General features: G+C 38.6%; 32 protein-coding genes. 28 read left to right on the top strand and 4 right to left on the bottom strand.

What is annotated here, in order from left to right; genetic code table 11:
• Window positions 1–109 precede the first annotated feature (109 nt).
• The 15 genes from spoIIM to lysA all read left to right on the top strand — a co-directional run bounded on the left by spoIIM (window position 110) and on the right by lysA (window position 13248).
• Window positions 110–751 carry a stage II sporulation protein M gene (spoIIM, locus tag A8L44_RS14275; protein ID WP_066107668.1) on the top strand — a complete coding sequence of 214 codons (642 nt, stop codon included), beginning with the start codon at window positions 110–112 and terminating at the stop codon, window positions 749–751.
• Between the two features lie 179 nt (window positions 752–930).
• Window positions 931–1416 (top strand): ferric iron uptake transcriptional regulator, encoded by a 486-nt coding sequence (gene fur / locus A8L44_RS14270; protein ID WP_066107665.1) that lies wholly within the window; start codon window positions 931–933, stop codon window positions 1414–1416.
• A gap of 112 nt (window positions 1417–1528) precedes the next feature.
• On the top strand, window positions 1529–1759 hold the full coding sequence (locus tag A8L44_RS14265; RefSeq protein ID WP_066107661.1) for a YqzK family protein: 231 nt from the start codon (window positions 1529–1531) through the stop codon (window positions 1757–1759).
• 6 nt (window positions 1760–1765) lie between these two features.
• The gene (xerD, locus tag A8L44_RS14260; protein ID WP_066107858.1) at window positions 1766–2656 is read left to right on the top strand and encodes a site-specific tyrosine recombinase XerD; all 891 of its coding nucleotides are present in this window, start codon (window positions 1766–1768) and stop codon (window positions 2654–2656) included.
• Window positions 2657–2967: 311 nt separating this feature from the next.
• On the top strand, window positions 2968–4143 hold the full coding sequence (deoB, locus tag A8L44_RS14255) for a phosphopentomutase (protein WP_066107658.1): 1176 nt from the start codon (window positions 2968–2970) through the stop codon (window positions 4141–4143).
• A 14-nt stretch (window positions 4144–4157) separates the two neighbouring features.
• On the top strand, window positions 4158–4982 hold the full coding sequence (locus tag A8L44_RS14250; RefSeq protein WP_066107656.1) for a purine-nucleoside phosphorylase: 825 nt from the start codon (window positions 4158–4160) through the stop codon (window positions 4980–4982).
• A 763-nt stretch (window positions 4983–5745) separates the two neighbouring features.
• Complete coding sequence (locus tag A8L44_RS14245; RefSeq protein ID WP_066107653.1) at window positions 5746–6924, top strand: D-alanyl-D-alanine carboxypeptidase family protein; 1179 nt, start codon at window positions 5746–5748, stop codon at window positions 6922–6924.
• Between the two features lie 123 nt (window positions 6925–7047).
• On the top strand, window positions 7048–7398 hold the full coding sequence (gene spoIIAA / locus A8L44_RS14240; protein WP_066107855.1) for an anti-sigma F factor antagonist: 351 nt from the start codon (window positions 7048–7050) through the stop codon (window positions 7396–7398).
• A complete protein-coding gene (gene spoIIAB, locus A8L44_RS14235; protein ID WP_066107650.1) occupies window positions 7399–7845 on the top strand; it encodes an anti-sigma F factor in 447 nt (148 codons plus the stop codon).
• A 13-nt stretch (window positions 7846–7858) separates the two neighbouring features.
• Window positions 7859–8614, top strand: coding sequence for an RNA polymerase sporulation sigma factor SigF (gene sigF, locus A8L44_RS14230; RefSeq protein WP_066107647.1), 756 nt, complete (start codon window positions 7859–7861; stop codon window positions 8612–8614).
• Between the two features lie 139 nt (window positions 8615–8753).
• Window positions 8754–9371 carry a stage V sporulation protein AA gene (locus A8L44_RS14225; RefSeq protein WP_066107645.1) on the top strand — a complete coding sequence of 206 codons (618 nt, stop codon included), beginning with the start codon at window positions 8754–8756 and terminating at the stop codon, window positions 9369–9371.
• Window positions 9364–9777, top strand: coding sequence for a stage V sporulation protein AB (locus A8L44_RS14220; RefSeq protein WP_066107644.1), 414 nt, complete (start codon window positions 9364–9366; stop codon window positions 9775–9777). The genes A8L44_RS14225 and A8L44_RS14220 overlap by 8 nt, the downstream gene beginning before the upstream one ends.
• A gap of 22 nt (window positions 9778–9799) precedes the next feature.
• Complete coding sequence (locus A8L44_RS14215; RefSeq protein WP_066107642.1) at window positions 9800–10402, top strand: stage V sporulation protein AE; 603 nt, start codon at window positions 9800–9802, stop codon at window positions 10400–10402.
• Window positions 10362–11834, top strand: a complete 1473-nt coding sequence (locus tag A8L44_RS14210; protein WP_066107639.1) for a spore germination protein — start codon at window positions 10362–10364, stop codon at window positions 11832–11834. The genes A8L44_RS14215 and A8L44_RS14210 overlap by 41 nt, the downstream gene beginning before the upstream one ends.
• A gap of 106 nt (window positions 11835–11940) precedes the next feature.
• Complete coding sequence (gene lysA / locus A8L44_RS14205; RefSeq protein ID WP_066107636.1) at window positions 11941–13248, top strand: diaminopimelate decarboxylase; 1308 nt, start codon at window positions 11941–11943, stop codon at window positions 13246–13248.
• Between the two features lie 39 nt (window positions 13249–13287).
• Here lysA and A8L44_RS14200 read toward each other — a convergent pair whose 3' ends face one another.
• Window positions 13288–14160 (bottom strand): DUF1002 domain-containing protein, encoded by an 873-nt coding sequence (locus tag A8L44_RS14200; RefSeq protein ID WP_066107633.1) that lies wholly within the window; start codon window positions 14158–14160, stop codon window positions 13288–13290.
• Between the two features lie 373 nt (window positions 14161–14533).
• Here A8L44_RS14200 and A8L44_RS14195 point away from each other — a divergent pair, with 373 nt between their 5' ends.
• Entirely contained in the window at window positions 14534–14899 is a 366-nt protein-coding gene (locus A8L44_RS14195; RefSeq protein ID WP_066107629.1) for a GNAT family N-acetyltransferase, read from the top strand.
• 32 nt (window positions 14900–14931) lie between these two features.
• Here the strand turns inward: A8L44_RS14195 and A8L44_RS14190 are convergent, their stop codons facing one another.
• Window positions 14932–15456 (bottom strand): DUF309 domain-containing protein, encoded by a 525-nt coding sequence (locus tag A8L44_RS14190; RefSeq protein WP_066107627.1) that lies wholly within the window; start codon window positions 15454–15456, stop codon window positions 14932–14934.
• A gap of 176 nt (window positions 15457–15632) precedes the next feature.
• Window positions 15633–15728: a YjcZ family sporulation protein gene (locus A8L44_RS14185; protein WP_066107625.1), complete on the bottom strand. Its 96-nt coding sequence runs from the start codon at window positions 15726–15728 to the stop codon at window positions 15633–15635.
• Between the two features lie 175 nt (window positions 15729–15903).
• On the opposite strand from A8L44_RS14185, the gene A8L44_RS14180 reads away from it, so the two are divergent.
• The 7 genes from A8L44_RS14180 to A8L44_RS14150 all read left to right on the top strand — a co-directional run bounded on the left by A8L44_RS14180 (window position 15904) and on the right by A8L44_RS14150 (window position 21247).
• Entirely contained in the window at window positions 15904–16671 is a 768-nt protein-coding gene (locus A8L44_RS14180) for a segregation/condensation protein A (RefSeq protein ID WP_066107623.1), read from the top strand.
• Window positions 16658–17236, top strand: a complete 579-nt coding sequence (gene scpB, locus A8L44_RS14175) for an SMC-Scp complex subunit ScpB (RefSeq protein WP_066107622.1) — start codon at window positions 16658–16660, stop codon at window positions 17234–17236. Before A8L44_RS14180 ends, scpB begins: the two co-directional genes overlap by 14 nt.
• A gap of 12 nt (window positions 17237–17248) precedes the next feature.
• Window positions 17249–17626, top strand: coding sequence for a hypothetical protein (locus A8L44_RS14170; RefSeq protein ID WP_066107619.1), 378 nt, complete (start codon window positions 17249–17251; stop codon window positions 17624–17626).
• Window positions 17627–17849: 223 nt separating this feature from the next.
• Window positions 17850–18338, top strand: a complete 489-nt coding sequence (locus A8L44_RS14165) for a DUF3907 family protein (RefSeq protein WP_066107615.1) — start codon at window positions 17850–17852, stop codon at window positions 18336–18338.
• Between the two features lie 148 nt (window positions 18339–18486).
• Window positions 18487–19356, top strand: coding sequence for a superoxide dismutase (locus A8L44_RS14160; RefSeq protein WP_066107614.1), 870 nt, complete (start codon window positions 18487–18489; stop codon window positions 19354–19356).
• A gap of 157 nt (window positions 19357–19513) precedes the next feature.
• The gene (locus tag A8L44_RS14155) at window positions 19514–20026 is read left to right on the top strand and encodes a MogA/MoaB family molybdenum cofactor biosynthesis protein (protein ID WP_066107611.1); all 513 of its coding nucleotides are present in this window, start codon (window positions 19514–19516) and stop codon (window positions 20024–20026) included.
• Window positions 20027–20227: 201 nt separating this feature from the next.
• Window positions 20228–21247 carry a ThiF family adenylyltransferase gene (locus A8L44_RS14150; protein ID WP_066107608.1) on the top strand — a complete coding sequence of 340 codons (1020 nt, stop codon included), beginning with the start codon at window positions 20228–20230 and terminating at the stop codon, window positions 21245–21247.
• A gap of 141 nt (window positions 21248–21388) precedes the next feature.
• Here the strand turns inward: A8L44_RS14150 and moaC are convergent, their stop codons facing one another.
• Entirely contained in the window at window positions 21389–21877 is a 489-nt protein-coding gene (moaC, locus tag A8L44_RS14145) for a cyclic pyranopterin monophosphate synthase MoaC (RefSeq protein WP_066107605.1), read from the bottom strand.
• 65 nt (window positions 21878–21942) lie between these two features.
• Here moaC and A8L44_RS14140 point away from each other — a divergent pair, with 65 nt between their 5' ends.
• The 5 genes from A8L44_RS14140 (at window position 21943) to modA (ending at window position 26244) form a co-directional block, all read left to right on the top strand.
• Entirely contained in the window at window positions 21943–23199 is a 1257-nt protein-coding gene (locus tag A8L44_RS14140) for a molybdopterin molybdotransferase MoeA (protein WP_066107602.1), read from the top strand.
• A 181-nt stretch (window positions 23200–23380) separates the two neighbouring features.
• Entirely contained in the window at window positions 23381–23827 is a 447-nt protein-coding gene (locus A8L44_RS14135) for a molybdenum cofactor biosynthesis protein MoaE (protein ID WP_066107853.1), read from the top strand.
• Window positions 23824–24057 (top strand): molybdopterin converting factor subunit 1, encoded by a 234-nt coding sequence (gene moaD / locus A8L44_RS14130; RefSeq protein WP_066107599.1) that lies wholly within the window; start codon window positions 23824–23826, stop codon window positions 24055–24057. The genes A8L44_RS14135 and moaD overlap by 4 nt, the downstream gene beginning before the upstream one ends.
• A 132-nt stretch (window positions 24058–24189) precedes the next feature.
• A complete protein-coding gene (moaA, locus tag A8L44_RS14125) occupies window positions 24190–25206 on the top strand; it encodes a GTP 3',8-cyclase MoaA (RefSeq protein ID WP_066107850.1) in 1017 nt (338 codons plus the stop codon).
• Window positions 25207–25461: 255 nt separating this feature from the next.
• Entirely contained in the window at window positions 25462–26244 is a 783-nt protein-coding gene (gene modA / locus A8L44_RS14120) for a molybdate ABC transporter substrate-binding protein (RefSeq protein ID WP_066107594.1), read from the top strand.
• Window position 26245 lies beyond the last annotated feature (1 nt).

Below are 26245 nucleotides of genomic sequence, written 5' to 3'. Positions count from 1 at the left end.
AGAGATTATATCATACTATTTAGACTAGTAAGAATTTATTTTTTACTAGAATACAATCTCTAGTAAATACATAGAATCTAGTAATGGAACCGGAGAGGAGAATTCCCCTGTGAAAAAATCGTATTATAAAAGAGCTTTGCTTTTTCATATTAAAGATCATTTATCTATTTTCATTTTTATTATGGTCCTATTCCTGATGGGAATCATTTTTGGGGCAATTATTGTCAACAGCTTATCTTTAACTCAGAAAGAGGACCTGTTTTATTATTTGTCTCAGTTCTTCGGAGAATTAAAGCAAGGGAAAGTCAGTGCAAGCAGTGAAATTTTCATCTATAGCTTTCAGGAGAATGCGAAGTTTATTATCTTAATGTGGATTCTTGGAATCTCGATTATCGGGTTACCAATGATTTTAATCCTTCTTTTTATAAAAGGAATCGTGATCGGCTTTACTGTCGGTTTTTTGGTTAGCCAAACAGGGTGGCAGGGCTTTATGCTTGCGTGTGTATCCATATTACCTCAGAATATCATCCTTGTACCCGTAACCATTATCATGGCATCATGCGCCGTCATTATCTCCATTAAAATGATTAAACGCCAATTTTTAAAATCAAGCCGCGAAAAATTAAGGCCTTATTTTTTCCAGTATTCTCTGTTGCTTGGAATGGCCTTAGTGTCTTTTGTTGTTGCAGCCTTGATTGAATCCTTTTTATCACCGGGGCTAATGAAAGCTGTAATTGATAATATGAGTTAATAATAATTATTAGATAATAATCATTATTATAAGTTGTTTATAATTATTATATTTTACATGGACGTTTTTTTTGCTATACTATAAATGGTGATAGAAGGCCGGACTCATAATCCCTTTTTGCCTTCTTCTATAATATGATGATGAAATCCGGACAGATTCAGCGGCGAGGAGGAAAAGGGTTGGAATCTAGATTAGATCGAATAAAAAAGCAATTACATTCTTCAAGTTACAAGCTGACGCCGCAGCGAGAGGCCACGGTTAGAGTGTTGCTCGAGAATGAAGAAGACCATTTAAGTGCAGAGGATGTATATTTGCTCGTTAAAGAAAAAGCACCGGAAATCGGTTTGGCAACTGTATATAGAACGCTTGAATTGCTTACTGAGCTTAAAATAGTAGATAAAATTAATTTTGGTGATGGGGTATCCCGTTATGATTTGCGACAAGAGGGAGCAGCGCATTTTCATCACCATTTAGTCTGTATAGAATGTGGAGCGGTAGATGAAATTCTTGAAGATTTATTAGATGATGTAGAACCGATTGTTGAACAGAAATTCAGATTCAAAATTAAGGATCATCGCCTGACATTTCATGGGGTTTGCCATCGTTGCCAAGATAAAAAAGAAGAGCCGGAGACTGCAGGGTCCGGGAATAACCATGCAAGATAAGCCTTTCCGTTGTGGAAAGGTTTTATCTTTTACTCATAAAACGTGGATGATATGTATAAAACATGTCCAAACAGGCATAAATTGATAAAAAGGCCTGGAGGACTAGAGAATTATGAGAAATTTGATTAAATTATTTTGGCAAACAAGCAAGGTATTCATCATGTTTGTTGGCTTTACGATATTATTTTATTTTGCTATTGTTTGGTTTAATGAGGAATATGAAAATTATCATCGCTATGACGAGCCTAAGGGAACGGCTGTAAAGGTTTTTCAATCCATCAATGATGAAGAGGAGCCTGGATGGAGAGAAAGACTCTTTCTATTTTATTTAGATGGGGAGTAAATGAAAATGAAAGATCCATTGCAGGATTTTATCCATTATTTAACAATCGAAAAAGGGTTGGCTAAAAACACCCTCCTATCGTATAAACGAGATTTGGATTCCTATTATAAGTTTTTGAAAAATCAACAAATTGACAACTGGAAGGACGTTTCCCGTGTTCATATTGTCCAGTTCCTGGGTAAATTAAGGGATGATGGAAAATCGTCCAAAACGCTGGCACGCCATACAGCTTCCATTCGATCCTTCCATCAATTTTTATTAAGGGAACGTATTTCGGAAACAGATCCGTCTGTCTTGATTGAAAGCCCTCATACTGAGAAATCATTGCCAAAGGTTTTAAGCCAGGAGGAAACGGAGGCATTGCTGAATGCACCTAACCCAGCTGACGCTTTCGGTATACGGGATAAGGCTATTTTAGAGCTGCTCTATGCAACTGGTATGCGGGTTAGTGAATTAATAGAGTTAAATATTGATAATGTACATATAGAAATGGGATTTGTTCGCTGTATAGGGAAGGGAAATAAAGAGCGAATTATCCCGGTGGGGCAAATGGCCCTTGATTCGATTACCACCTACTTAACATCAGGTAGACCTAGATTGGTTAGCCAAAAGAATAAATCGGATGCTTTATTTTTGAATCATCACGGCGGACGTCTCAGCCGCCAAGGGTTATGGAAAATTATCAAGAAGCTTGCTGAGCAGGCGAATATTCAAAAGTCATTGACACCTCACACCCTTCGCCACTCATTTGCCACTCATTTACTAATGAATGGTGCGGATTTGCGGGCTGTTCAGGAGATGCTCGGACATGCTGATATCTCGACAACACAAATATATACACATGTCACGAATGTCCGTTTAAAGGATGTATACAGTAAGTTCCATCCCCGAGCTTAAAAGGGGATTCTCTAAGTTTAGGATAGTTACGGCGGCTTCCGGTAAGGTGCCGTCTTTATTTTTGAACACGTTTCTAAAAAGAAATAAGCAGTAGGTCTAAAGACTTTTTGAATATTGAGTGAATACCGAAAAATAAAACTATTAAAATTTGGTAAACTTAAATTGGCAACGTTTCCCCGGTGATGTAAAATAAAGAAGTCAGACCTCTGACGCCTGCAACTTTTGACCCGTAAATTCTACTGAAATTTATGGAAGATTACAGGCGTTGAGAAAGGGTAACCTACATATAAAAGAAGCTGGAGGTTTCAGGTATGAAATTTAAGCGAGTATTTTTAACTGTAATGGATTCTGTTGGGATTGGTGAAGCGCCTGATGCAGAGAAATTTGGCGATAAAGGTTCGGATACACTTGGACATATAGCTGAAAAAATGAATGGGTTGAACATGCCTGTCATGGGTAAATTAGGCTTGTCAAACATCAGAGAAATTAAAGGGATTCAAAAGGCAGTCAAGCCAATGGCTTATTATACAAAAATGCAAGAGGCATCCAATGGGAAAGATACGATGACTGGCCACTGGGAAATCATGGGGCTGCGCATTGATACACCGTTCCGTGTATTTCCGGATGGATTTCCGCCGGAATTAATTCAGGAGCTGGAAGAAAAGAGCGGCAGAAAAATTATTGGGAATAAACCGGCGAGCGGTACAGAAATCCTAGTAGAATTGGGAGAAGAACACGTAAAAACCGGAGCATTAATCGTGTACACTTCTGCTGACTCCGTTCTGCAAATTGCAGCTCATGAGGATGTAGTACCTCTTGAAGAGCTCTATCGTATCTGTGAAATTGCCAGAGAAATGACTCTTCGTGAAGAATATATGGTAGGCAGAATTATTGCTCGCCCATTCGTTGGAGAGCCTGGTGATTTCAAACGTACGCCAAATCGCCATGATTATGCGTTAAAACCATTTGGACGCACGGTAATGAATGAGTTGAAGGATAGTAACTTTGATGTAATCTCCATTGGGAAAATTGCTGATATCTACGATGGCGAGGGCGTAACAAAAGCGCTTCGCACAACAAGTAATATGGATGGAATGGATAAGCAGGTCCAAACATTGGACATGGACTTTACTGGTCTAAGCTTCCTGAACCTTGTTGATTTTGATGCTGTATTTGGCCACAGACGCGATCCTATTGGGTACGGTAAAGCATTAGAAGAGTACGATGGAAGATTGCAGGAAGTACTGGATAAAATGAAGGAAGACGATCTGCTAATTATTACAGCAGACCATGGTAATGATCCGGTTCATCCTGGAACAGACCATACGAGAGAATATGTTCCTTTACTTGTATACTCCAAACAATTTAAAGAAGGTAAAGAACTGCCGATCCGCAGTACATTTGCGGACATTGGTGCAACCGTTGCTGATAACTTCGGTGTGAAAATGCCTGAGCATGGAGTAAGCTTCCTTAAGGAACTAAATTAAAAGGAGAGAACAGAATGTTTGAAAAAGTAAATGAAGCAGCAGCGCATATTTTAGAGGTATCCGGTCAAAAGCCGGAACTAGGATTGATTCTTGGTTCAGGGTTGGGAGTATTGGCTGATGAAATTGAAAATGCCACTGTAATCCCATACAGTGAAATACCTCATTTCCCAGTTTCTACTGTTGAAGGACATGCCGGCCAACTTGTTGTTGGAACGCTGGCAGGCAAAACAGTAGCGGCTATGCAGGGGCGTTTCCACTATTATGAAGGATATTCCATGCAAGAAGTTACATTCCCGGTACGTGTTATGAAGGCAATGGGAATGACGCATATTCTTGTAACAAATGCAGCAGGCGGAGTAAATGAAAGCTTCAAGCCTGGTGATTTGATGATTATCACAGATCATATTAATTACATGGGCGCACACCCATTAATTGGACCGAATCACAGTGAGTTTGGACCAAGATTCCCTGATATGACAAGTGCTTATACAAAATCATTAGTGGAATTGGCAGAACAAGTTGCTTCTAAACAAAATATTTCGATTCAAAAAGGTGTTTACATTGGATTTACAGGTCCTACTTATGAAACACCAGCAGAAGTAAGAATGGCACGTATTTTAGGCGGAGATGCAGTGGGAATGTCAACAGTTCCTGAAGTTATCGTTGCTGCTCATGGAGGCATGAAGGTACTCGGTATTTCATGCATTACAAACATGGCTGCTGGAATCCTGGATCAGCCTTTGGCACATGACGAGGTAATTGAAACGACTGAAAAAGTAAAATCTACGTTCTTGAACTTAGTGAAATCAATCGTATCAGAAATGAAAATTGAAGCGTAAGTAAGTTTTAACAGGAGGCTGTCTAATAGTTTTTATTAGATAGCCTCTATTTTTTTACGGTTAATAGTAGGAGTAAGATACCATGCGTAATGACATGCTAGGGTAAAATGAATAAATAATTCACTTTGGCCTGATATAAATTGCTCTAGTGTCCAAATTTGATTCAATTACTGTGTAAATCGTTCGTTCAAATGCTTAATGATCGCACAATAGCCATGCTAATCGCTTAAGAGTCTTACATGATTGCTCAATCACCAGAATTCCCGCTCAATTAACCTCATTTTCCGCTAATTGCTTTACCGTTCGCTCAATAAATTGAAATATCGCTCAATTCCACTCCCTTTTCGCTCAATTCCTTTCAAAATCGAACTATTGCTATAAAATTTCGCTCAATTGTTTATAGGTTGCCTGTTATATAGATGAAATTTAAATACTGATTATAAAAAGCAGACTGAAAAGTCTTCGCTTTAACCAATTTCCTTTAAAAATAAGGATGTTTTTATGATTTACAGGCTCAAATTTCTCTCCTCTCGAGTTTTGCTCGATAATTTAATTTCAGAACATCTAATGTTAGTTAATTTGGTTCTACTAACACAGAAATAGCTGAATTCCCTTTGAAATTAAGACTGCATATTTAAAATCTTCATTCAAATTAATTAGGTCCTCACCAGGAAATATAATTTTATCTGAGATAAGATTCTGGACTGTATAAAAGTGGTGTTGTTGGTAAAACTGGAATTTATCATGAGTAGGAGGTCTGTCCATGAAACGGTATGTTTCAGCTTTATTAGTAGTAGTGTTCACTTTAAGTATGTCTGTACCATCATTTGCAGCCGAAAAAACAAAAACGGCGGAATTAGATTTAGCACCTAAAACGAAGTCAGCAATACTGATAGAAAAGGATACGGGTTCTGTCATATATGATAAAAATAAAGATGAGCGGCTGTCTCCCGCCAGTATGACGAAGATTATGACTATGCTGTTAATCATGGAGGCATTAGATCAAAAGCGTATAACGATGGAAGATAAAGTTCGAACAAGTGAATATGCTGCCTCAATGGGTGGTTCGCAAATCTTCCTTGAACCAGGTGAGGAAATGACAGTTGAGCAAATGCTTAGAGGAATTGCGATTGGTTCAGGGAATGATGCCTCCGTTGCCATGGCTGAGAAAATTGCTGGAAGCGAAGAGGAATTCGTGAAAAGAATGAATGCCAAAGTGCAGGAATTGGGATTGAAGAACACTAAATTTCAAAATTGTACGGGACTGCCGACAACTGATCATTACAGTTCAGCATTTGATATGGCGACTATAGCAAAAGAGTTACTAAAGCATGAGGAAATCACAAATTTTACGAGTTTATATGAATCTTACTTACGTGAGGATTCAGATAAAAAATTCTGGCTTGTGAATACGAACAAACTGGTGAAATTTTACCCAGGTGTGGACGGATTAAAAACAGGTTTTACACATCAAGCAGGATATTGCTTAACCGCAACAGCTAAAAAAGATAATTTACGAGTCATTGCAGTTGTATTTGGAGCTGAGAATCCAAAGGAACGAAATTCTCAAATTACAAAAATGCTGGATTATGCCTTTGCTAATTATCAATCACGTCCGGTCTATAAGAAAGAACAGCCTCTTGCACTTTTGAAAATTGAAAAAGGTCAACAGAAGAAAGTAAGTCTGGTCACAAACGATTCAGTTTCTCTTTTAAATAAAAAAGGGGAAGACAATGTGAATATCCGTCCGAATATCGTACTGAAAAAAGATGTACAGGCCCCAATCAAAAAAGGGGATCAGCTTGGTGTCTTAAAAATGATGAGAGACGACAAAGTAATTTCAGAAACCCCTCTTATTGCATCAAAAGATGTAAAACGAGCAAGCTGGTTTGATTTATTTAAGCGTTCTTTCGGCATGTTTACCCATACCGGCGACGAATAAGCATTGGTATGCGAAATTAAACGAATAGAAAGAGAATATCACTAGTTTTGTCTTTAAGAAGGAATTGAAGTGGAGCTTGGCGAAAATCACCACTATACTTTCTTTGAAGGGGGCAAAGGTACTGTGAGTCTAGAAATTGATATGAAGACGATTGAGGATATATTATGTATTCGCCTGAAGGGAGAATTGGATCATCATACGGCGGAGGATTTAAAGAACAAGGCATCTCAATTAATAGAAACTGGTGGCATTCGCCATATCATTTTAAATTTGGGCGAGTTGAGTTTTATGGATAGCTCCGGTCTTGGGGTGATCTTAGGCAGATATAAACAAATTCAGCAATTTGAAGGGGAAATGATTGTTTGTGCCATCTCGCCTTCTGTTCATAGGTTATTTGAGATGTCCGGAATGTTTAAAATTCTTCGTCTTGAATCTTCAGAGGAAGCAGCTATACAGGGATTGGGGGTAGCGTAAATGAAAAACGAAATGGCTATAGAATTTTCTGCATTGAGTCAAAACGAATCATTTGCACGGATTACGGTGGCAGCTTTCATCGCGCAATTGGATCCTACACTTGATGAGTTAACCGAAATTAAAACGGTTGTATCGGAGGCGGTCACCAACGCGATTATCCATGGATATGAGGGAGATGCCAAGGGCAAAATCTATATCACTGCGATATTGGATCTTGAGGAAGAAAGAGTGGAACTGACAATCCGGGATAATGGCATTGGAATCAGAGATATCGATGAAGCAAGGCAGCCTTTGTATACAACCAAGCCAGAATTGGAAAGGTCCGGTATGGGCTTTACCATAATGGAGAACTTTATGGATGAGATTTATATCGATTCATCCAGAGGTGAAGGAACAGAGGTAAGGCTTATGAAAAATCTTTCCAAAAGCAAAGCTTTATGTAATTAAGGAGACTAATACAATGGATGTGGAAGTCAAAAAGGGTAAAAAGACCGCCCAGCTTAAGGACGAAGAGGTAAAAACACTTATACTTCAAAGCCAGCAAGGTGACCAATTAGCTAGAGACGAAATCATCCAGAAAAACATGAGGCTTGTATGGTCAGTTGTACAAAGATTTCTTAACAGAGGATATGAACCAGATGACTTATTTCAAATAGGGTGTATTGGTTTATTGAAATCTGTAGATAAATTTGATTTATCCTATAATGTTAAATTTTCAACCTATGCAGTTCCCATGATTATTGGAGAGATTCAGCGTTTCATTCGTGATGACGGCACGGTAAAAGTCAGTCGTTCATTGAAGGAAATGTCCAACAAAATCAGAAGAGCGAAGGATGAATTATCTAAGCACTTCGGACGGACGCCAACCATTACAGAAATCAGTGAGTATTTGGATTTATCACCTGAGGAAATCATTATGGCACAGGAGGCAAGCCGATCGCCTTCTTCAATCCATGAAACGGTTTATGAGAATGACGGCGATCCGATTACCTTGCTAGACCAAATAGCAGATAGTTCAGAGACAAAGTGGTTTGAAAAAATTGCTTTGAAAGAGGCAATCGCCTTATTGGATGAACGAGAGAAATTAATTGTTTATTTACGGTATTATAAGGATCAAACGCAGACGGAGGTTGCAGAGAGGCTAGGAATCTCCCAGGTACAAGTATCTAGATTAGAAAAAAAGATTTTAAATCAAATGAAAGACCGTATGGACTAGAGTGCTGGTTCGTACGGTTTTTTTTTTGCGATTGAATGTATCTCTCTATAAACTAATTTATGATTTTTGGTATGGTTCCTGATTTTTCTAACCATACTATAAATACATGTGAATTAAGGAAATGGGGATGAAAATATTCATGGAGGAATGTGTTTATATCCGTTTAAAATATCGGGCGAAAGTTTTGCCGAACCATCCGATAAGACTTTCGGATATTGCCAATATAATTGGGACAGACGAAGTAAAAGAAAAGGTTGGAAGTTTAGTTCTGGGTGAATTTTCGAAGAATAAAAATGTTTTTATTCTGGATGTAACGGTTGTTCTCCAAGCAATTTTTCAGCATTTTCCCGAAATGAAAATGGACACCTATGGCCCATCGCAAACAATTGTAGAGGTAGAACGTAAAACGAAGAAAGTATCGAACCTTTTGTTTATTCTTGTGTGGATTGTCCTTTTTATAGGGGCTGGCTTTGCGATTATGAATTTTCATGAGGATGTCAGTATGAGGGAGCTGCATGAACGTCTCTATTATATGATTACCGGTAAGCATTCTGCAAATCCACTTGTATTTCAAATACCCTATTCATTTGGACTCGGAATTGGGATGATTTTGTTCTTTAATCATATTTTCACAAAAAGATTAAATGATGAACCAAGTCCAATGGAAGTAGAGATGTTTAACTATCAGCAGGATTTAGATCAATACATCATTATGAATGAAAACAAACATTCGATTACTTCCGTAAAAGATGACTGAGTTCGTTTTTGTGCTGATAGTTGGATTCTCAGGTGGGGTATCGGTCGGAGCCGGATATGTGGCTTTCCTGACTGTCCTTAATATTATACCAAGGCTTACACAGCTTACGAAGGTTCAATCTGTTCATTATTTTGAAAGTGCGGTTATACTCGGAGCAATAGGTGGGACCATATCCAGCTTATGGGACTTTTCATTGGGATTAACTCCGATACTCCTATCAATCATGGGCATATTTAGCGGCGTTTTTAACGGGATGCTAGCAGCAGCTTTGACAGAGGTTTTAAATGTCTTTCCGATCTTGGCAAAAAGAATCGGAATGCAGGAGCGGATTCTATATATTCTGATGGCGCTTGTTCTCGGGAAAATAATGGGCTCACTATTTCAGTGGATTGTTTATAATCAATAAAAGTCATAGGGCGGTGAAAGAGTTGAAAGGGAAGCGAAATATCATCATTATCACAGATGGAGACGAATATGCGAAAAGAACGATCGAACATGTAGCAAAAGAAATCGGCGGTCGCTGCATTTCATCCTCCTATGGAAATCCAACAAAAATGGGCGGAGCTGAACTGATTAAACTCATTAAATCTGCAGCCCATGACCCGGTGTTGGTTATGTTTGATGACAGTGGTCTGGTCGGAGAAGGGGCTGGTGAGCAGTTAATGAAATATGTTGCGGAACACCCTGATATCAATCTTCTTGGAATTCTTGCCGTTGCTTCAAAAACGAAACAGGAAGAATGGACAAAAGTAGATGTCTGTATTGATCGCGAAGGGAATCTTACCGGATTTGGCGTTGATAAATTTGGAATACCAGAAATGGATGTTAAACGAATTAATGGAGATACAGTCTATAGTATCGATTCTATTCATGCACCTATTGTTGTCGGTATTGGTGATATAGGCAAAATGTCTAAATATGATGATATTGCTAAAGGCAGTCCCATAACACTTAGTGCTGTAAAACTGATTCTCGAAAGGAGTGGATACCATGCAGGCCAATCAAAAGGAGAAAACACCCATATCGAGTGACATACAGGCCGTAAAGCAATACATGGAGAAAAATGTGGGTCTTGGAGTAAGTTTTGATTTAGGAGTAAGAGAAATCCTGATTCGCGATACAATGATGCAAATGTATTATGTTAATGGTTTGTGTGATACCAGTTTTATCATAGAGATTTTAGAGACATTGACTGATATTAATGAACAAGAAGACAATGCCTTGGATGTCCCTATCTATGACCTGGTTAAAAATCGGCTAGTACAACAATCTGTCGAGGTTGTTCAAACGATGGATGAAATGGTAGATCAGGTATTGTCAGGCTTGATTTCCATTATTGTTGCAGGCAGCGGAAAAGCTCTGATCGTAGATGTGAGGAGTTATCCGGGGAGACAGCCCCAGGAACCGGATACAGAGAGGATCACAAGAGGAGCAAGGGACGGTTATGTTGAAAATATTATTATTAACACTGCCTTAACACGCAGGAGAATTCGCGATGAACGTTTGCGATTCGAAATTATGCGTGTTGGAGAACGCTCCAAAACAGATATTGCGATTGGATATATTGATGGGGTAGCTAATCCGAAGCTCGTTAATATCATTCGGGATGAACTGAAATCAATTGAAATTGATGGATTGACGATGGCCGAAAAAACGGTTGAGGAATATTTGGTCAATCAAGGGTATAATCCTTATCCAATGGTTCGCTATACCGAGCGGGCAGATGTAGGAGCCAACCATTTACTCGAAGGGCATGTCCTTATTTATGTAGATACGTCGCCAAGTATCATGATTACACCGACGACCTTTTTCCATCATGTCCAGCATGCAGAGGAATACAGACAGGCAGCTTCAGTGGGCACCATTCTTAGATGGTTCCGTTTTCTCGGTATTTTTGCTTCTCTTTTTATATTGCCATTATGGTTATTATTTGTATTGGAACCCCATTTGCTACCAGAAACTATGAAGTTTATTGGTCCGCAGGATGATGCACATGTTCATATTCTATTACAGATTGCTGTAGCGGAGGTTGGAATTGAACTGCTCAGAATTGCTTCGATACATACACCTGCTCCTTTATCATCAGCCATGGGACTTATTGCTGCCGTCCTAATTGGTCAAATAGCCATTGATGTTGGTTGGATGGTACCTGAGGTATTACTATATGTAGCCATTGCATCGATTGGCAGTTTTGCCACTCCAAGCTTGGAGCTCGGCTTGGCCAATAAATATATGCGCTATCTGATTTTAATTTTTACTGCTTTGTTCCATGTACCCGGGTACATGGTTGCCAATACGCTCTTCATTTTTTTTCTAACCAGATTAAATACGTTATCTACACCCTATTTATGGCCGTTTATCCCATTTGCACCCAAAGCGCTTTCGAATATTATTATCAGAAGGCCGGTGCCTGGCAGACATTTAAGACCGCGGATTTTACATCCGGTGGATCGTACAAAATAATTCATTTTGAATTAGGGTATTAGTGTGATAAAGTAGTTATACTATTCAAAAAATAGACAGCATTAATGGCTGTCTATTTTTGTTATAACGTCAAGGGGGAGTTTACATGCACTTTTATGGGACAGGAAAAATGAGTGAACATGGCCATTTAGAAATAGGGGGAGTAGATACTGTTTCTCTTGCAGAGCAATATGGCACTCCCTTATACATATATGATGTGGCTTTAATTAGAGAACGGGCAAGAATGTTCAGAGATACGTTTGGCAGGCTGGGTGTTGATGCTCAGGTGGCCTATGCGAGCAAAGCCTTTTCTTCCATTGCGATGTTTCAGCTTGCTATGGAAGAAGGGCTATCTTTGGATGTAGTTTCTGCAGGCGAATTGTATACAGCCCTCCAGGCCGGATTTCCGGTTGAACGGATTCATTTACATGGAAATAATAAAAGTGTTGATGAATTAGAAATGGCGCTTGAAGCGGGGGTTGGCTGTATCGTAATTGATAATTTTCACGAGATTGCTATTTTAGAAGAGCTGTGCAAAATGAAAGGTAAACTATGCTCCATACTTTTACGGGTAACTCCTGGAATTGAAGCGCATACTCATGATTATATTCTAACAGGACAAGAGGATTCTAAATTTGGATTTGATCTATGGAATGGCCAGGCGGAACAAGCTCTGCAAATTGTACTGCGGAGCGAGTATTTTGACGTATTGGGTATACACTGCCATATTGGTTCACAAATATTTGAAACAACCGGATTTATTTTGGCCGCTAAAAAGATTAGTGAACAAATTGCGAATTGGAATCAAACATATGGATTTTCACCAAAGGTTTTAAATTTAGGTGGTGGTTTTGGAATCCGTTATACAGAAGAGGATGAGCCTATTCCTGTCTCTCGCTATGTAGAAGAAATTGTGAGTGAAGTAAAATCCGATTTTGAAGAAGCTGGTCTGTCTATGCCGGAAATTTGGATTGAACCAGGGCGCTCATTGGTTGGGGATGCCGGAACAACCATTTACGAAATTGGATCAAGTAAGCATGTGCCGGGAACTCGTAAATATTGGGCGGTTGATGGAGGAATGAGTGATAATATTCGTCCTGCTCTCTATCAGGCAAATTATGAAGCTGCTCTTGCCAATCGCCTGAATGATGAAGTATTTGAAGAAGTAGCCATAGCAGGGAAGTGCTGTGAAAGCGGGGATATGTTAATTTGGGACTTTCCGCTGCCTAAGGTTAAGCCTGGGGATCTGCTGGCGGTCTTTTGTACAGGTGCATATGGTTACTCAATGTCCAATAACTACAACAGGCTCCGTCGTCCTGCGGTTGTGTTTGTAGAAAATGGGGAATCGCGTCTTGTTGTGAAAAGAGAGAGTCTTGAAGATCTAATAAAAAATGACCTGCCATTATATGAATAAATAATTAGAGGCTGCCATTTCCGGCAGCCTCTAATTGTATTAGGAGAATAAGGATTTAATTGCGTCGATTAGACTTACAAAAAATGCTTTTAATTTATCAAGGAAGGATTGCCCTTCTTCTGATTGAAGATAATTGGTCACTTTATCTTTAGCGGCATTTATTTGCTCTCCAACTTTGTTCCAGTCAATTCCTAGATCCTGAAGCTTGTTAAATAAATCGATTAGGCTCTGGATCTGTTGCTCCGTTAACGTGATGCCAAGCTGCTCTGCTGCCTTTTCGATGATGCTGCGCAAATCAGCATCATTTTGAGGCGGGTTAACAGCGATCTCTTCTTTAATGGACTCAACCAGTGATGTAGCTTCATCTGTACCGATTTGGTCACCTAGTTTGGCTGTTTCAACCATTTCTTCATTGGCGGCTTGTTTTTGTTCCTCAGATATTTTGGTGTCTGTTGTCACTTCGTATGCTTTAATTAAGCCCGTTAAGGCAGCTGTACCGGAAACTTCAAAAGGAGCCGTAACATAAATCTCTGCATCTTTTATACCGGCAGTTGCCAAGGCGTTTTTATACATATCTTCTGTTACCCAATTGATATTTTTCGTTTTGACCGTAATCCCGGAACCTTTGGCAGCAATCGTAATGGATGAAGAGGAGATTGCTTTTGTTCCAATCAGTCTGCTTGCAATTTTACCATCCAAGTATTTATGCTCTTCTGAATTAGAAACTGTTACAATCTCTACATCCTTTGGAGCGTCCATTTCAGCTAACAATAATTTTTTTTGTTCCTGAGTCAGGTTTTCGCCAAGTGTAACGACCATGTCGCCTCTTTGCATATCAGCCAAAGCTACACTAGGGATGAGAAAACTAACTGCCAACAAAACTGACATTAATTTTAAAAGCTGTTTTTTCATTGTGATAACCTCCCGTACCAGTTAGACGTAAAAAAATGATAAAAGTTTCATTTTTTTATGTAGTTATAGTAATCTAGGCAAACAAATTGCCAATTGTGTTAACTCTGTCATATTATAATGGAATTGGAAGATTGTCTATTCTTTCTTGCGTTCTTTTACAGTTATTTCTATCCATTTTGGCTATATTGTATAGGGTACGAATCGTTAGAATTGTATATATAAAGCCTTTTTGGGATAAAATGTATGTCTGTTGTCTAGCATGGCAAAGAAAGGACTTTGCATTTGTGTCAGTTGAATTCATTGTTAAAAACTAGTATGATAAGAAAGATTATTAAATACCATTCTATTATTCTCATTTAATGAGGGATCAAACATGTTAATTAGATACAAGAAGAGCTTTGAAAAAATCGCAATGGGTTTATTATCTTTTATGCCTGATGAAAAAGATTTAAAGAAGCTCCAGAATACTGTTAAATCATATGAAACAGAATCAGACAGGCAACTATATCTTTGGAAACAAGATGAGGACATTATAGGTCTGATCGGGGTAGATTTGGATGGAAAGACGGTTACGGTAACCGATTTATCCGTTAATCCCTCTCATAGGGGTCTGGGAGTTGGCCATGAAATGGTAAACTGTCTGATTGAATTATATGAGGGATACGAAATTATTTCCAGAGATATAACAGCGGAGTTTATTTCAAAATGTCTGGATTGTGAAGCCGATAATAAAGCATGAAAATAGAGAAACCCTTATTTAAGAGGGTTTCTCTATTTATTTTTGCTGCGCTTTTGAAGTTGCTTGAATCGTTCCTGAATAACATCTGTACGATCACGGGTAGAATGCCTATTCACTAATAATGGATCAGTAAGATTGCTGCTGCAATTCCATGAATATCCATATTCTTTGCAAATGGTTTGGCAGGCCGCGAGCAAATCTGGATCTTCAATCGGCAAAAATGGACTTTTGTATGGTTCATTGTTTTTTAACCTATGTATGGAGTCAGTCAGTAATTGGAGTAAACCATCTGAATCCATACCTAATTGATTCATTTCTTCGGTATGTTTGTTTAAAATTTGCTTTGATTTTTGTAAGGTGCGAATAGCTCCTGATTCATTATTTCTGCGGTAATGATACATACCGACGGCCAGCTGGATAAATCCGACCCATACAGATTCTCGATCTAACGGGAGATGTTTTTTCCAGTACTCTTCAAGTATTTCATGGCATTCAAAATAATCTCTGCTTCCATGAAATTCGGCTAAGTACTGAATGAACTCAATTGGGTAGTTCATTTGGTTATTGTCACCTCAATATCTCTCTATGATTATAGATAAATATACATGAACGAACATGGATAAGAAAAGAATAAGGATTTTAAATGGTGAGAAGAGCGGGATTATCTAGCTGATAACAATAGAAACAGGCTATCAACCTAGTCGACAGCCTGTTCCTTAGATTCATCATTTAATTAACACCAAGCTACTCCAACAATTACGAGTAGAATGAATAACACTACGATTAGCGCAAATCCGCTACCGTAACCTCCAACTGCGCCATCTCCCATTTGTGAATCCTCCTCTTTGGATCTTTTCTTTACATTGTCATACTATGTAATCCATACTGGAATGTATGGGCTTTTGCCCACCTTTTAGAAAATCAATTTGTTCATTCTATTGGAAAGAAGCTTGAGTTAAATTATACTTAAACTAGTTGAAATAAGTAGGAGTGCCTATAAAGAGATGAGTTATAAAATAAAGATAGATGCATTTGAAGGTCCACTCGATTTATTACTGCATTTAATAAATCGATTAGAAATAGATATTTATGATATTCCTGTTTCTGAAATCACCGAACAATATGTTGCCTATATCCACACCATGAAGGAGCTGGAACTGGATATAGCCAGTGAATATTTAGTCATGGCGGCAACACTTTTAGCTATTAAAAGTAAAATGCTCCTACCCAAACATGAAGAGGAATGGGATGAGGAAGAGGATGAATTCTTGATGAGTGACGATCCTCGTGAAGAATTAGTTACACAGCTGCTTGAATATAAAAAATATAAAGAGGCAGCTGATGAGTTTAAAAATATGGAAGCTGAAAGGGCGTTATTATTTACTAAACCTCCGATTGATTTATCGCCATATACGGAAGATGTAAAAACGGAACGCCATGACTTAGATGTCAGCCTTTATGATATGCTGAGCGCCTTTCAAAAATTAATGAGACGAAAAAAATTAAGAAAACCGTTACAAACTCGAATTACACGTCAGGAAATTACGATAGATAAACGGATTCAGGAAATAAAGGATTATCTTAAGGAAAAAAGAGAAAAGGTCTTATTTACCTCTCTCTTTAACACAGAGGAAAAAGAGCAGTTAGTTGTCACCTTTCTTGCTGTCCTGGAATTGATGAAGCAAAATGAAATTCAGGTGGAACAAACAAATAACTTCGAGGAAATTTTCATAGAATGGAAGCAGGAGGATTTTACAGTTGGATATCGTTAATTGGAAATCAATATTGGAAGCATTACTTTTTGCGGCAGGTGATGAAGGGTTATCTCTTGAGCAAATTTCATCCGTAATGGAAGTGACAGAAGAAGAGGCAAAAGATGCGTTATATGATCTTAAAGAGCTATATCAAAATGAAGATCGCGGGATCTGTGTTGTTGAATTGGCCGGTGTCTACCAATTGGCGACAAAAAAAGTGCATGCACCCTATTTGAAAAAGCTTGTTGAAACACCTTCGGCACACACACTTTCGCAGGCTTCACTGGAAACATTGGCGATTATCGCCTATAAACAGCCTATAACCAGAATTGAGATTGAGGCTATCCGCGGTGTCAAAACGGAACGCCCTTTACAAACCTTAATGGCCAAGGCTTTAATTCAGGAAACGGGTCGTGCAGAAGGGGCGGGAAGACCCTATTTATACGGAACGACCAAGGAGTTTTTGGATTACTTCGGTTTAAAATCTTTGGACGAGCTGCCGGCGCTGCAGGATGACACAGATGATGGATTTAATGACGAGGAAGCAGATTTGTTTTTTCATAAATTCCAAGAGATGGAATAAGGAGGATGAAGCTTGAAAATCTTGTCTTGTATAGGATATGAGTTAGAAAAGGAAAAACCCAATTCACCTGAGGATTTTTTCAATCGTTCAACCGTGACATACAAGCAAAATGGAAAAATAAAAGAATTTCAGGTTATTTATCTTCGGTATTTTGAAGAAGTTTTGTTAGAACAAAAGGCTGAGTGGATGTCCCCAGTTCGGGAATTACTGACTGGATATACGTTGAGAGATATTGTTGCCCTCCTTTGTTTGTTGCAAAATTCGCATTTTCATGAAAGAAAACGGGTATATATAAATTCTGAGGCTATCTTTTTAACTATTTTTAAAGATTTACCATACGCCCAGATAAAAGAAATTTTAAATAAAATGCAGAAAAATCCAGAAGTTTGAGCTTGAATTGTCGTATAATAATGTAAAATATTCCTCCCTGAACGTTAATCAACAATAAAAAGTAGGTTGAATATGGTAAACTATTTAGTAACTGAGCTTAAAAGAAACGATTATGGCCAGGGAAGGTTAAGAGTTTGTTTGTCCTATTAGAAAGTAAATGAACACAAGGAATAGTGGAGTTTTACATGATCAAAGGGTTTGAATTTTTAAGGGAGGGTTCCGGTTGGGTAATACATTAGTGAAGAGCCAGTTGGAGGATGTAACAACATTTTTGGAGCAAACAGTACAAACTCTCGAGATTTACATGAATGAAATGACAATTGAACGTTTGATGGAGGAAAAAAGCGGCGATGAGCTCTATTATAAGGGCTTGTTTTCAACAATCCGTAAGCTGCTGGTTTATTGTGAAGAAGGCTTAGAGGCTTGCAGGATTGTCCTTAAAAACGAACCATTTAATAAAGGTGCTGCAGAGCGAGTTCTTTACCGCGTATATCATAAATGTATTGAAGAATATTTTGCTCCAAAAAGTGATTTATGGTTTGAGGACAGCCGTTCAGCGTATACAGGGCGCAATTGTATAAAATTCCGTGAAGAAGCACCAGAAAGCTTGAAAAGCCTGATTACAAAACTGGAATTTGATGTTCAAAAAATCAGAGAAGAACTTGAATACTATGAAACCGATTATCGAACAAAGATGGTTCAATCAAATTAACAGGATATGAAGTGCGATTACGTATAGTGTAATCGCATTTTTATTTGGGTTTATTTTTAATTGGAAAGTCATACCTATTTCATTGAAAAAATAAGAATTAAGTCAACCTCCTTTTGAATATTGTTGTATGACGGGGAGGTTGATGAATATGAATCCTTTTAAAAAGTATTGGGAAGAAGTAGATAAATGGAAGACTGCGATTGTTGAATGGGCAACCAATCAAGAGGAGTCATTTCGAAGCTTGATCATGGAGCGGGTTGATAATCTCACGGCCCTTTTAAACAGCATGAAAAATAAAACCCCATCCCAAAATGAGTTAATAGAGCTTCAGAATATGATGAAGGAGCTGGATGAATCTGTTCAAAAGGCACATAATGGCGATTCATATGTACCGCCTGGAAGACATGCCTTGCCGCCATTGCCATACTCCTATGATGCTTTGGAGCCCTTTATAGACCGTGAGATTATGAGATTGCATCATACTATTCATCATCAGACATATGTCGATGGTCTGAATAAAGCCGAAACTAAAATGAAAGAAGCCCGCGATAAAGATGATTATGACCTTTTAAAGCATTGGGAAAGAGAAGCTGCTTTTCACGGATCAGGACATTATTTGCACACTATATTTTGGTACAATATGAAGCCTGATGGCGGTGGGGAACCAACAGGTGAATTAATGAACTTTATTAAAAGAGATTTTGGCAGCTTCACAAAATTTAAAAAGGAATTTACCGAAGCTGCTAAAAAGGTTGAGGGTGTAGGCTGGGCGATTTTAGTTTGGTCCAACCGAGCCCATCGGCTGGAAATTTTACAATCTGAACGGCATATGATTCTGACGCAATGGGATACAATCCCTTTATTAGTATTGGATGTTTGGGAGCACGCGTATTATTTACAATACAAGACTGACCGTCCGGCTTATATAAACAACTGGTGGAATTTGGTTAATTGCAACAATGTTAGCGAACGATTTGAACAGGCGCGGAAAATTGGCTGGAAAATATATAAGAAATAAAAGTACGTTCAAATACGCCAGGTTTATTTTTGAAGGTTGACCAAGACTTTGGTTGACCTTTTTAGTTGAGGTCTAGTTTATCCCCTTATACTTCCTTACCTGAGCAAGTCTATTACTTCCATTATTTGTGATAATATGATGGGAGGGAGGGATAGGCATGAGTTTAATAGAGCATCGGAGATCGGCTCCGGATTGTGTGAAGGTAATGGTGCTTACGGTAAGTGATACAAGAGATGAGCATACGGATCGAAGCGGGCAGCTTATGATGCGTTTGTTGCAGTCAGCTGGACATATCATTACGCGCTACCAAATAGTGAAGGATGAGCAGGATGTTATTCAGCAGGAACTCTCAGCTGGGTTGGAGGATAGAGAGGTTGATGCCATTATAAGTAATGGCGGTACTGGGATTGCCTATCGGGATGTAACTATTGAAACAATTAAGGGTTTACTAGATAAAGAAATGCCAGGGTTTGGTGAGATTTTTCGAATGCTGAGTTATCAGGAGGATATTGGTTCCGCAGCTATTTTATCCAGAGCCATCGCTGGAGTAACTCAAGGGAAGGTAATCTTCGCAACACCTGGTTCCACTGGCGCAGTGGAGTTGGCAATGAATAAATTGATTTTGCCGGAGTTAGCACATGTCGTAAGAGAATTGAAAAAGGATCTATAAGGTATAAAAAAGATGAAGCCTTCATGTAATAGGTTTCATCTTTTTTAGTCAAATAATGATTCACTGGTGAGGTCTATTGTATTTAATTTTCTGATAATATAAAATGGAATACAATCCATTATCTGGTCGGCAGATTGGAGAACGTGTAAGACTATTAAAGAGATGAGTAGATAGTTCGTTTAAATAAAGGAGCCAATGAACATGGGTACCCGATTTTCTAGGCAAGAGTTGTTTAAGCCTATTGGCTGCGATGGTCAAATACGCTTGGCTGAATCAACAGTAGGTATTATCGGTTGCGGTGCACTTGGATCGGTAATAGCGGAGACACTTGTTCGTGCAGGTATAGGGGCGATACATTTAGTGGATCGTGACTTTGTAGAAATGTCCAACATACATAGACAGCAGTTATTTGTGGAGAAAGATGCTTTAAATCTGACAGCTAAAGTGATAGCTGCTGAGCAACGATTGAAGGAAATCCGTTCAAATGTTCACCTCTTTACGTATTTAGAAAATGCAGATGGTACACTCATTGAAGACATAGCAGAAAAATGTGATATCTTGGTAGACGCAACTGATAATTTTGAAACAAGAATGGCTATAAATGATGCTGCACATAAATATGGGATACCTTGGGTGTATGGGGCCTGTGTAAGTGCGAGTGGCACTGTTTTCACTTTCATACCGGGTAAAACGGCTTGTTTCAGATGTCTTTTCCCGGCTTTGCCCTCGTTAAATGAAACCTGTGATTCGGTTGGAGTTATTGCTCCAGCCGTTCAAATTACAGCAGCCCATCAATGTACAGAGGTTATGCAATGGTTAACTGGTCATCCGGAGAAGCTGCGGGGAAAAGTATATCATTTTGATGTTTGGAATCATACCAGCTTAGAGGTTGGAGTATCTCGTATTAAAAAAGAGGATTGTCCTACATGCGGACATTGTCCTGTATATCCTTCGCTCGAAAAAAGCGAAGAAATGAAATCTATGGTGTTATGCGGGAGAGACACTATACAAATCATCCCTCAAGCTAATCGCCGTGTATCTTTAGAAGATGCTGAGCGACTGGCAATAAGGCAGGGATATCGATTTAAAAAGACTCCTTATTTTATCCAATTTCATACAGAACAATATCGAATGATCTTGTTCACAAATGGGAGACTGTTAATACATGGGTTACAGGATAGCACGGAAGGACTAAAATTATTTCATCAAATGTTTGTGTAATACAGTGTCGGAAAAAGGTCATGGAAGACTGGACAACTGTGTCTAGCTTGCTGCAGGAGAAATGGAAGGAAGTCCATTCGGTTAACTTTTATAAAATATATAGCTAACCGAAAAGTGTAGCTAAACCTTCAATTTATCTCTTCAGCTACGCGTGTAATCACCGTTTTTGCCACCAGTCTTTTTCAAAAGCATGGTTGGCCCAATGACCATTTCTTTACCGGAGGCTTTACACATATCATAAATGGTTAATGCTGAAACAGATGCTGCCGTAAGTGCTTCCATTTCGACACCGGTCGCACCTATTGTTTTAACTTCAGTAAGAATACTAATTTCATAATGGGAGTTTGCTTCATCTATTTCCCAATTGAATTCGATATTGATACCAGATAGCGGGATAGGGTGACACATAGGAATAATAGAAGATGTTTGTTTGGCAGCCATAATTCCAGCAACCTGGGCAACGGCAAAGACATCTCCTTTTTTATTTGAATAATCAAAAATTTGAGCATAAATATGTTGGTTTACAAGAATAGAAGATTTAGCAAGAGCAGTCCGAACGGTTTTATCTTTATGGGAAACATCAACCATTTTGGCACGACCCTGTTCATTGAAATGAGTGAATTCTGTCATGGAAAAACATCCTTTCTATATGATTTATCCATAGTATAGCATTCTATTTGTAAGGAGATAAAAGAATGGTAGAAAAAAGAATACCAATTCAAATTTCAGCAGCAATAGAGAAAATTATGAAGGAAATACAACCTGCTTCAGCTGAAATTGTCCCTTTGTCAGAAGCATATGGCCGAATTTTAGCGGAACCGATTATTGCTAAACATGATGTTCCTCCATTTGATCGATCGGCATATGATGGATTTGCCATTCATTCCTCCGATTCAGTTGGAGCCTCAGACGGGCATCACGTATCCTTTCAGGTAATTGATGAGGTTGGAGCTGGATATATTTCTAAAAAGACACTTGCTCCCAGAGAAGCCATTCGGATTATGACCGGGGCGATGATGCCTAAGGATGCAGATGCTGTTGTTATGCTTGAACAGGTGATAGAACAGGAAGATCACATATCTATTTATAAATCATTTGAAATGAATGAAAATGTTTCTCCTAAAGGAGAAGATGCCAGGAAAGATGAACGGCTTATTGAAGAGGGGGCGTTCATTACTCCAGGTGTGATTGCGTTGTTGGCGACCTTTGGATATACGCACGTGAAAGTAGCCAAGAAGCCAGTAGTTGGTATTTTATCTACAGGTACAGAATTATTGGCAGTAGAGGATGATCTTGTACCAGGCAAAATCCGCAATAGTAACGGACCCATGATTGAAGCACAGCTGAAACGGATGGGAATTGAAAATCATACATATGGTATTCAAGCGGATAATCTAAAGCAATCCCTACAAACAGTGGAAAGAGCAATTGAAGAGACAGATTGTCTTATTACAACTGGTGGTGTTTCAGTTGGAGATTTTGATTTTATGCCAGTCATTTATTCACATCTTGGAGCGAATGTCTTATTTAATAAAGTAGCCATACGCCCAGGTAGTGTTACGACAGTAGCAGTGAATAATGGAAAGTATTTATTTGGTTTATCTGGAAATCCATCTGCCTGTTATTCGGGCTTTGAATTATTTGTTCGTCCTACCCTGTTAAAAATGATGGGTAGCTGTAAACCGTTTATGCCAAACGTAAAGGCTGCATTAGCAGAAGATTTTTTGGATGCTAATCCGTTTACTCGTTTTATTCGAGCAACGTATGAAGTAACTTCTTCAGGATTAAGCGCGACTCCTGCTGGTTTTAATAAATCGAATGCGGTTACATCCATTGCTAGGGGAAATGCATTTATCGTTCTCCCCGGTGGAAAAAAGGGCTGGAAGGCTGGAGATGAAGTTGATTTATTGCTATTGGGAGTAGAGGAAGGTGCATCTCGATGGATGCTATGAAAGTTTGATTAATCGTAGGTTTATAAAAATAGGGGGAAACAACACTTATGGGAACCGGTTGGATATTATCAAAAAATCTATGTCCGTCAGTAAACATATGATGTCGCAGTCGGTAGAAGAAGAGTCATTGAATAGATGGATGCTAGTGATGGATGCTAGATTATACAGGGATGTGATGATCATGAAACCATTTGAAATAGTTCAAGATCCAATAGAGGTTCAAAAATATGCAGATTATGTATTACACGAGGGAGCGGGCGCAGTAACCGTGTTCTCCGGTCATGTAAGGGAATGGACAAACGGTGTTCGAACATTATCCTTGGCATATGAAGCGTATGGACCAATGGCTGAAAAAAAGCTGGCGGAAATTGGTAGAGAAATTGAAATGAAATGGCCGGGTACACGAGTGGCGATTGCTCATCGTATTGGACAATTGGAAATATCAGATATAGCCGTTGTTATAGCTATTTCTTCACCTCACAGAAAGAATGCTTATGAAGCAAACGAATATGCGATTGAACGGATTAAACAAATTGTTCCAATTTGGAAAAAGGAGATTTGGGAAAATGGGGAAGTATGGGTGGGGAATCAACATAAAAAGCCATTATCAGAGGAGTCAATAAAATGATAAAAATTCTCTATTTTGCAAGTATGCGAGACTTGACCGGTAAAGCGGAAGAGAACATCGAACGAATGGAATGGTCTGTCCGAGAGTTGCTGCAATGGGCAGAAGAAACCTATCCAAACTTCGAAAAGCATTCAGTCCTTGTTGCGATAAACGAAGAATATGTGACAGAAGATGAGAAAATTAGAGATGGAGATGTGGTGGTGTTTATACCTCCAGTTAGTGGAGGTTAAAGAAAACGCGTTTTTACAGCTGTTAAGGACAGTAAGAGTTAGATGGATAAATGAAATTCCGCCGGAGAATACAAAGGGTGGTATTTGATAATATCAATGACCTGGAAACCGAATGAAAAGAAGGGAATAACCATGACCTCACAGTCTTTATTGGATAAATTAAAAAGACCGATTCGTGATTTGCGGCTATCAGTTACGGATCGCTGCAATTTCCGCTGTACATATTGTATGCCTAAAGAAATCTTTGGAGATGATTATGCGTTTTTAAAGAAACAAGAGCTTCTGACATTTGAGGAGATAGAACGAACAGTCCGTTTATTTGCAGGTCTTGGTGTAAAAAAGCTGCGTTTAACAGGCGGGGAGCCCTTATTACGAAGTCATTTATCTAAATTAGTTGAAAGGTTAGTGAAAATAGAGGGAATTGAGGATATTGGTTTAACTACGAATGGTCTTTTGCTTTCAAAGTATGCTCATGACTTATACAATGCTGGGCTAAGACGTTTAAATATTAGTCTTGATTCTTTAGATAACGAAGTATTCGGTCAGTTGAATGGTCGTGGCATTCAGCCCTCTATTATTCTTCGTAATATAGAGAATGCCGTTAACCTTGGCTTTCAGGTCAAGGTGAATATGGTCGTACAAAAGGGAGTCAATGATCATGATATCATCCCAATGGCTTCTTATTTTAAAAAGATGGGCGTATCTCTGCGCTTTATCGAATTTATGGATGTAGGTAATGATAATGGATGGAGTTTCAAAGAGGTTGTAGCGAAAAAAGAACTATATGAAAAGCTGTCTAAGGTTTTCGATTTAGAGGCTGTTGATGAGCAATATTTTGGAGAGATAGCTAAACGCTATCGCTATAAAGATAGCAAGAGCGAAATTGGTTTTATCACATCCGTGTCGGATTCTTTTTGTTCTTCCTGTACAAGGGCACGGGTTTCATCGAATGGACATCTTTATACGTGCTTGTTTGCCTCAAAAGGCTATGATTTAAAAGAATTAATCCGTAGAGGTGTAACAGATGAGGAACTGCTGGACCACATTCGTCAAGTTTGGGAATTGAGGGCGGACCGTTATTCTGATGAACGGACGGAACAAACGATATCTAATAGAAAAAAGATAGGGATGTTCTTTATAGGTGGTTAATAGATCAATTTACTAGATTTTTTTAGTGAAGTCCTAAGAAGGACTGGTCAAGGAACATAGGCTAAGAATATCACGTTATGAGGCTAAGCCTTTGTGACCCACACCCCCTGTTACCCATCTTAAAGGGGATCCATAAACCCTTGAGGAACCAGGAGACTAAGCTGGATTAAGTGAAATCAGAAACGCTCTTCATTAAAATTAGACTGAATCTTGAGATGATTTCTGTTTAAGTAGGTATACATCAAGGAGGATTACATGAAAAAATCTGTATCGATTTTTACAATGCTATTCCTTTTAGTCATTACTCTAGTTGCATGTTCTGAACAAGAAGTTAAAGAAGAAAAAGTAGAACTAAGAATTTCAGCTGCAGCTAGTTTGCAGGATGCGCTAAGAGACATTCAAGCTGTTTTTGAAAAAGAAAATCCAGAAATGAATATTACATATAATTTTGCTGGCTCCGGTGTGCTTCAGCAGCAAATCATGCAAGGTGCTCCTGTGGATTTGTTTTTATCATCTTCAGAAGATAAGTTTGAATCATTAATTACGGCAGAAATGATTGCGGACGGGGAGCATATCAATTTATTAGAAAATGAACTTGTTTTAATTGCTCCGAGTCCTAATGAAACTAACAAAATTAGTGGTTTTGAAGATTTAATGAATGGAACAATCGATAAGATCGCAATTGGTATTCCTGAATCTGTTCCTGCAGGAAAATATGCCAAGGAAACATTAGAAGTACTAGAAATATGGGATGAGGTAGAGAGTAAACTCATTTTAGCAAAAGATGTTCGACAAGTTCTGTCGTATGTTGAAACAGGTAATGTAGACGCTGGTATTGTATATAAAACAGATGCTCTTGTATCAGATAACAGTAGGATCATCTCGACGGCAAATAAAGAAAACCATACACCTATTATGTATCCTTTAGGTATTCTAAATGATACAAAATTTCCTGTTGAAGCAAAGAGATATTATGACTTTCTTCAATCGAAGGAAGCAACGGCCATATTTGAGGAATACGGATTCATAGTGAACTGAG

This window comes from Bacillus sp. FJAT-27986 (genome assembly GCF_001685035.1).
GTDB lineage: Bacteria > Bacillota > Bacilli > Bacillales > Pradoshiaceae > Pradoshia.
Note: the sequence above shows the minus strand (reverse complement) of the source record. Positions and strands in the feature narration are given on the sequence as shown.

Excerpts from the sequence above, each read along its gene's own strand:
- A8L44_RS14160 (WP_066107614.1), top strand. The coding sequence starts at position 18,487 with ATGAATCCTTTTAAAAAGTATTGGGAAGAAGTAGATAAATGGAAGACT.
- A8L44_RS14190 (WP_066107627.1), bottom strand. The coding sequence starts at position 15,456 with ATGAACTACCCAATTGAGTTCATTCAGTACTTAGCCGAATTTCATGGA.
- A8L44_RS14180 (WP_066107623.1), top strand. The coding sequence starts at position 15,904 with ATGAGTTATAAAATAAAGATAGATGCATTTGAAGGTCCACTCGATTTA.
- A8L44_RS14250 (WP_066107656.1), top strand. The coding sequence starts at position 4,158 with ATGTTTGAAAAAGTAAATGAAGCAGCAGCGCATATTTTAGAGGTATCC.
- A8L44_RS14200 (WP_066107633.1), bottom strand. The coding sequence starts at position 14,160 with ATGAAAAAACAGCTTTTAAAATTAATGTCAGTTTTGTTGGCAGTTAGT.
- deoB (WP_066107658.1), top strand. The coding sequence starts at position 2,968 with ATGAAATTTAAGCGAGTATTTTTAACTGTAATGGATTCTGTTGGGATT.
- moaC (WP_066107605.1), bottom strand. The coding sequence starts at position 21,877 with ATGACAGAATTCACTCATTTCAATGAACAGGGTCGTGCCAAAATGGTT.
- spoIIAB (WP_066107650.1), top strand. The coding sequence starts at position 7,399 with ATGAAAAACGAAATGGCTATAGAATTTTCTGCATTGAGTCAAAACGAA.
- A8L44_RS14210 (WP_066107639.1), top strand. The coding sequence starts at position 10,362 with ATGCAGGCCAATCAAAAGGAGAAAACACCCATATCGAGTGACATACAG.
- A8L44_RS14225 (WP_066107645.1), top strand. The coding sequence starts at position 8,754 with ATGGAGGAATGTGTTTATATCCGTTTAAAATATCGGGCGAAAGTTTTG.
- A8L44_RS14245 (WP_066107653.1), top strand. The coding sequence starts at position 5,746 with ATGAAACGGTATGTTTCAGCTTTATTAGTAGTAGTGTTCACTTTAAGT.
- A8L44_RS14220 (WP_066107644.1), top strand. The coding sequence starts at position 9,364 with ATGACTGAGTTCGTTTTTGTGCTGATAGTTGGATTCTCAGGTGGGGTA.
- A8L44_RS14185 (WP_066107625.1), bottom strand. The coding sequence starts at position 15,728 with ATGGGAGATGGCGCAGTTGGAGGTTACGGTAGCGGATTTGCGCTAATC.
- A8L44_RS14150 (WP_066107608.1), top strand. The coding sequence starts at position 20,228 with ATGGGTACCCGATTTTCTAGGCAAGAGTTGTTTAAGCCTATTGGCTGC.
- moaD (WP_066107599.1), top strand. The coding sequence starts at position 23,824 with ATGATAAAAATTCTCTATTTTGCAAGTATGCGAGACTTGACCGGTAAA.
- A8L44_RS14155 (WP_066107611.1), top strand. The coding sequence starts at position 19,514 with ATGAGTTTAATAGAGCATCGGAGATCGGCTCCGGATTGTGTGAAGGTA.
- xerD (WP_066107858.1), top strand. The coding sequence starts at position 1,766 with ATGAAAGATCCATTGCAGGATTTTATCCATTATTTAACAATCGAAAAA.
- A8L44_RS14195 (WP_066107629.1), top strand. The coding sequence starts at position 14,534 with ATGTTAATTAGATACAAGAAGAGCTTTGAAAAAATCGCAATGGGTTTA.
- sigF (WP_066107647.1), top strand. The coding sequence starts at position 7,859 with ATGGATGTGGAAGTCAAAAAGGGTAAAAAGACCGCCCAGCTTAAGGAC.
- moaA (WP_066107850.1), top strand. The coding sequence starts at position 24,190 with ATGACCTCACAGTCTTTATTGGATAAATTAAAAAGACCGATTCGTGAT.
- A8L44_RS14140 (WP_066107602.1), top strand. The coding sequence starts at position 21,943 with ATGGTAGAAAAAAGAATACCAATTCAAATTTCAGCAGCAATAGAGAAA.
- A8L44_RS14265 (WP_066107661.1), top strand. The coding sequence starts at position 1,529 with ATGAGAAATTTGATTAAATTATTTTGGCAAACAAGCAAGGTATTCATC.
- modA (WP_066107594.1), top strand. The coding sequence starts at position 25,462 with ATGAAAAAATCTGTATCGATTTTTACAATGCTATTCCTTTTAGTCATT.
- A8L44_RS14135 (WP_066107853.1), top strand. The coding sequence starts at position 23,381 with ATGAAACCATTTGAAATAGTTCAAGATCCAATAGAGGTTCAAAAATAT.
- lysA (WP_066107636.1), top strand. The coding sequence starts at position 11,941 with ATGCACTTTTATGGGACAGGAAAAATGAGTGAACATGGCCATTTAGAA.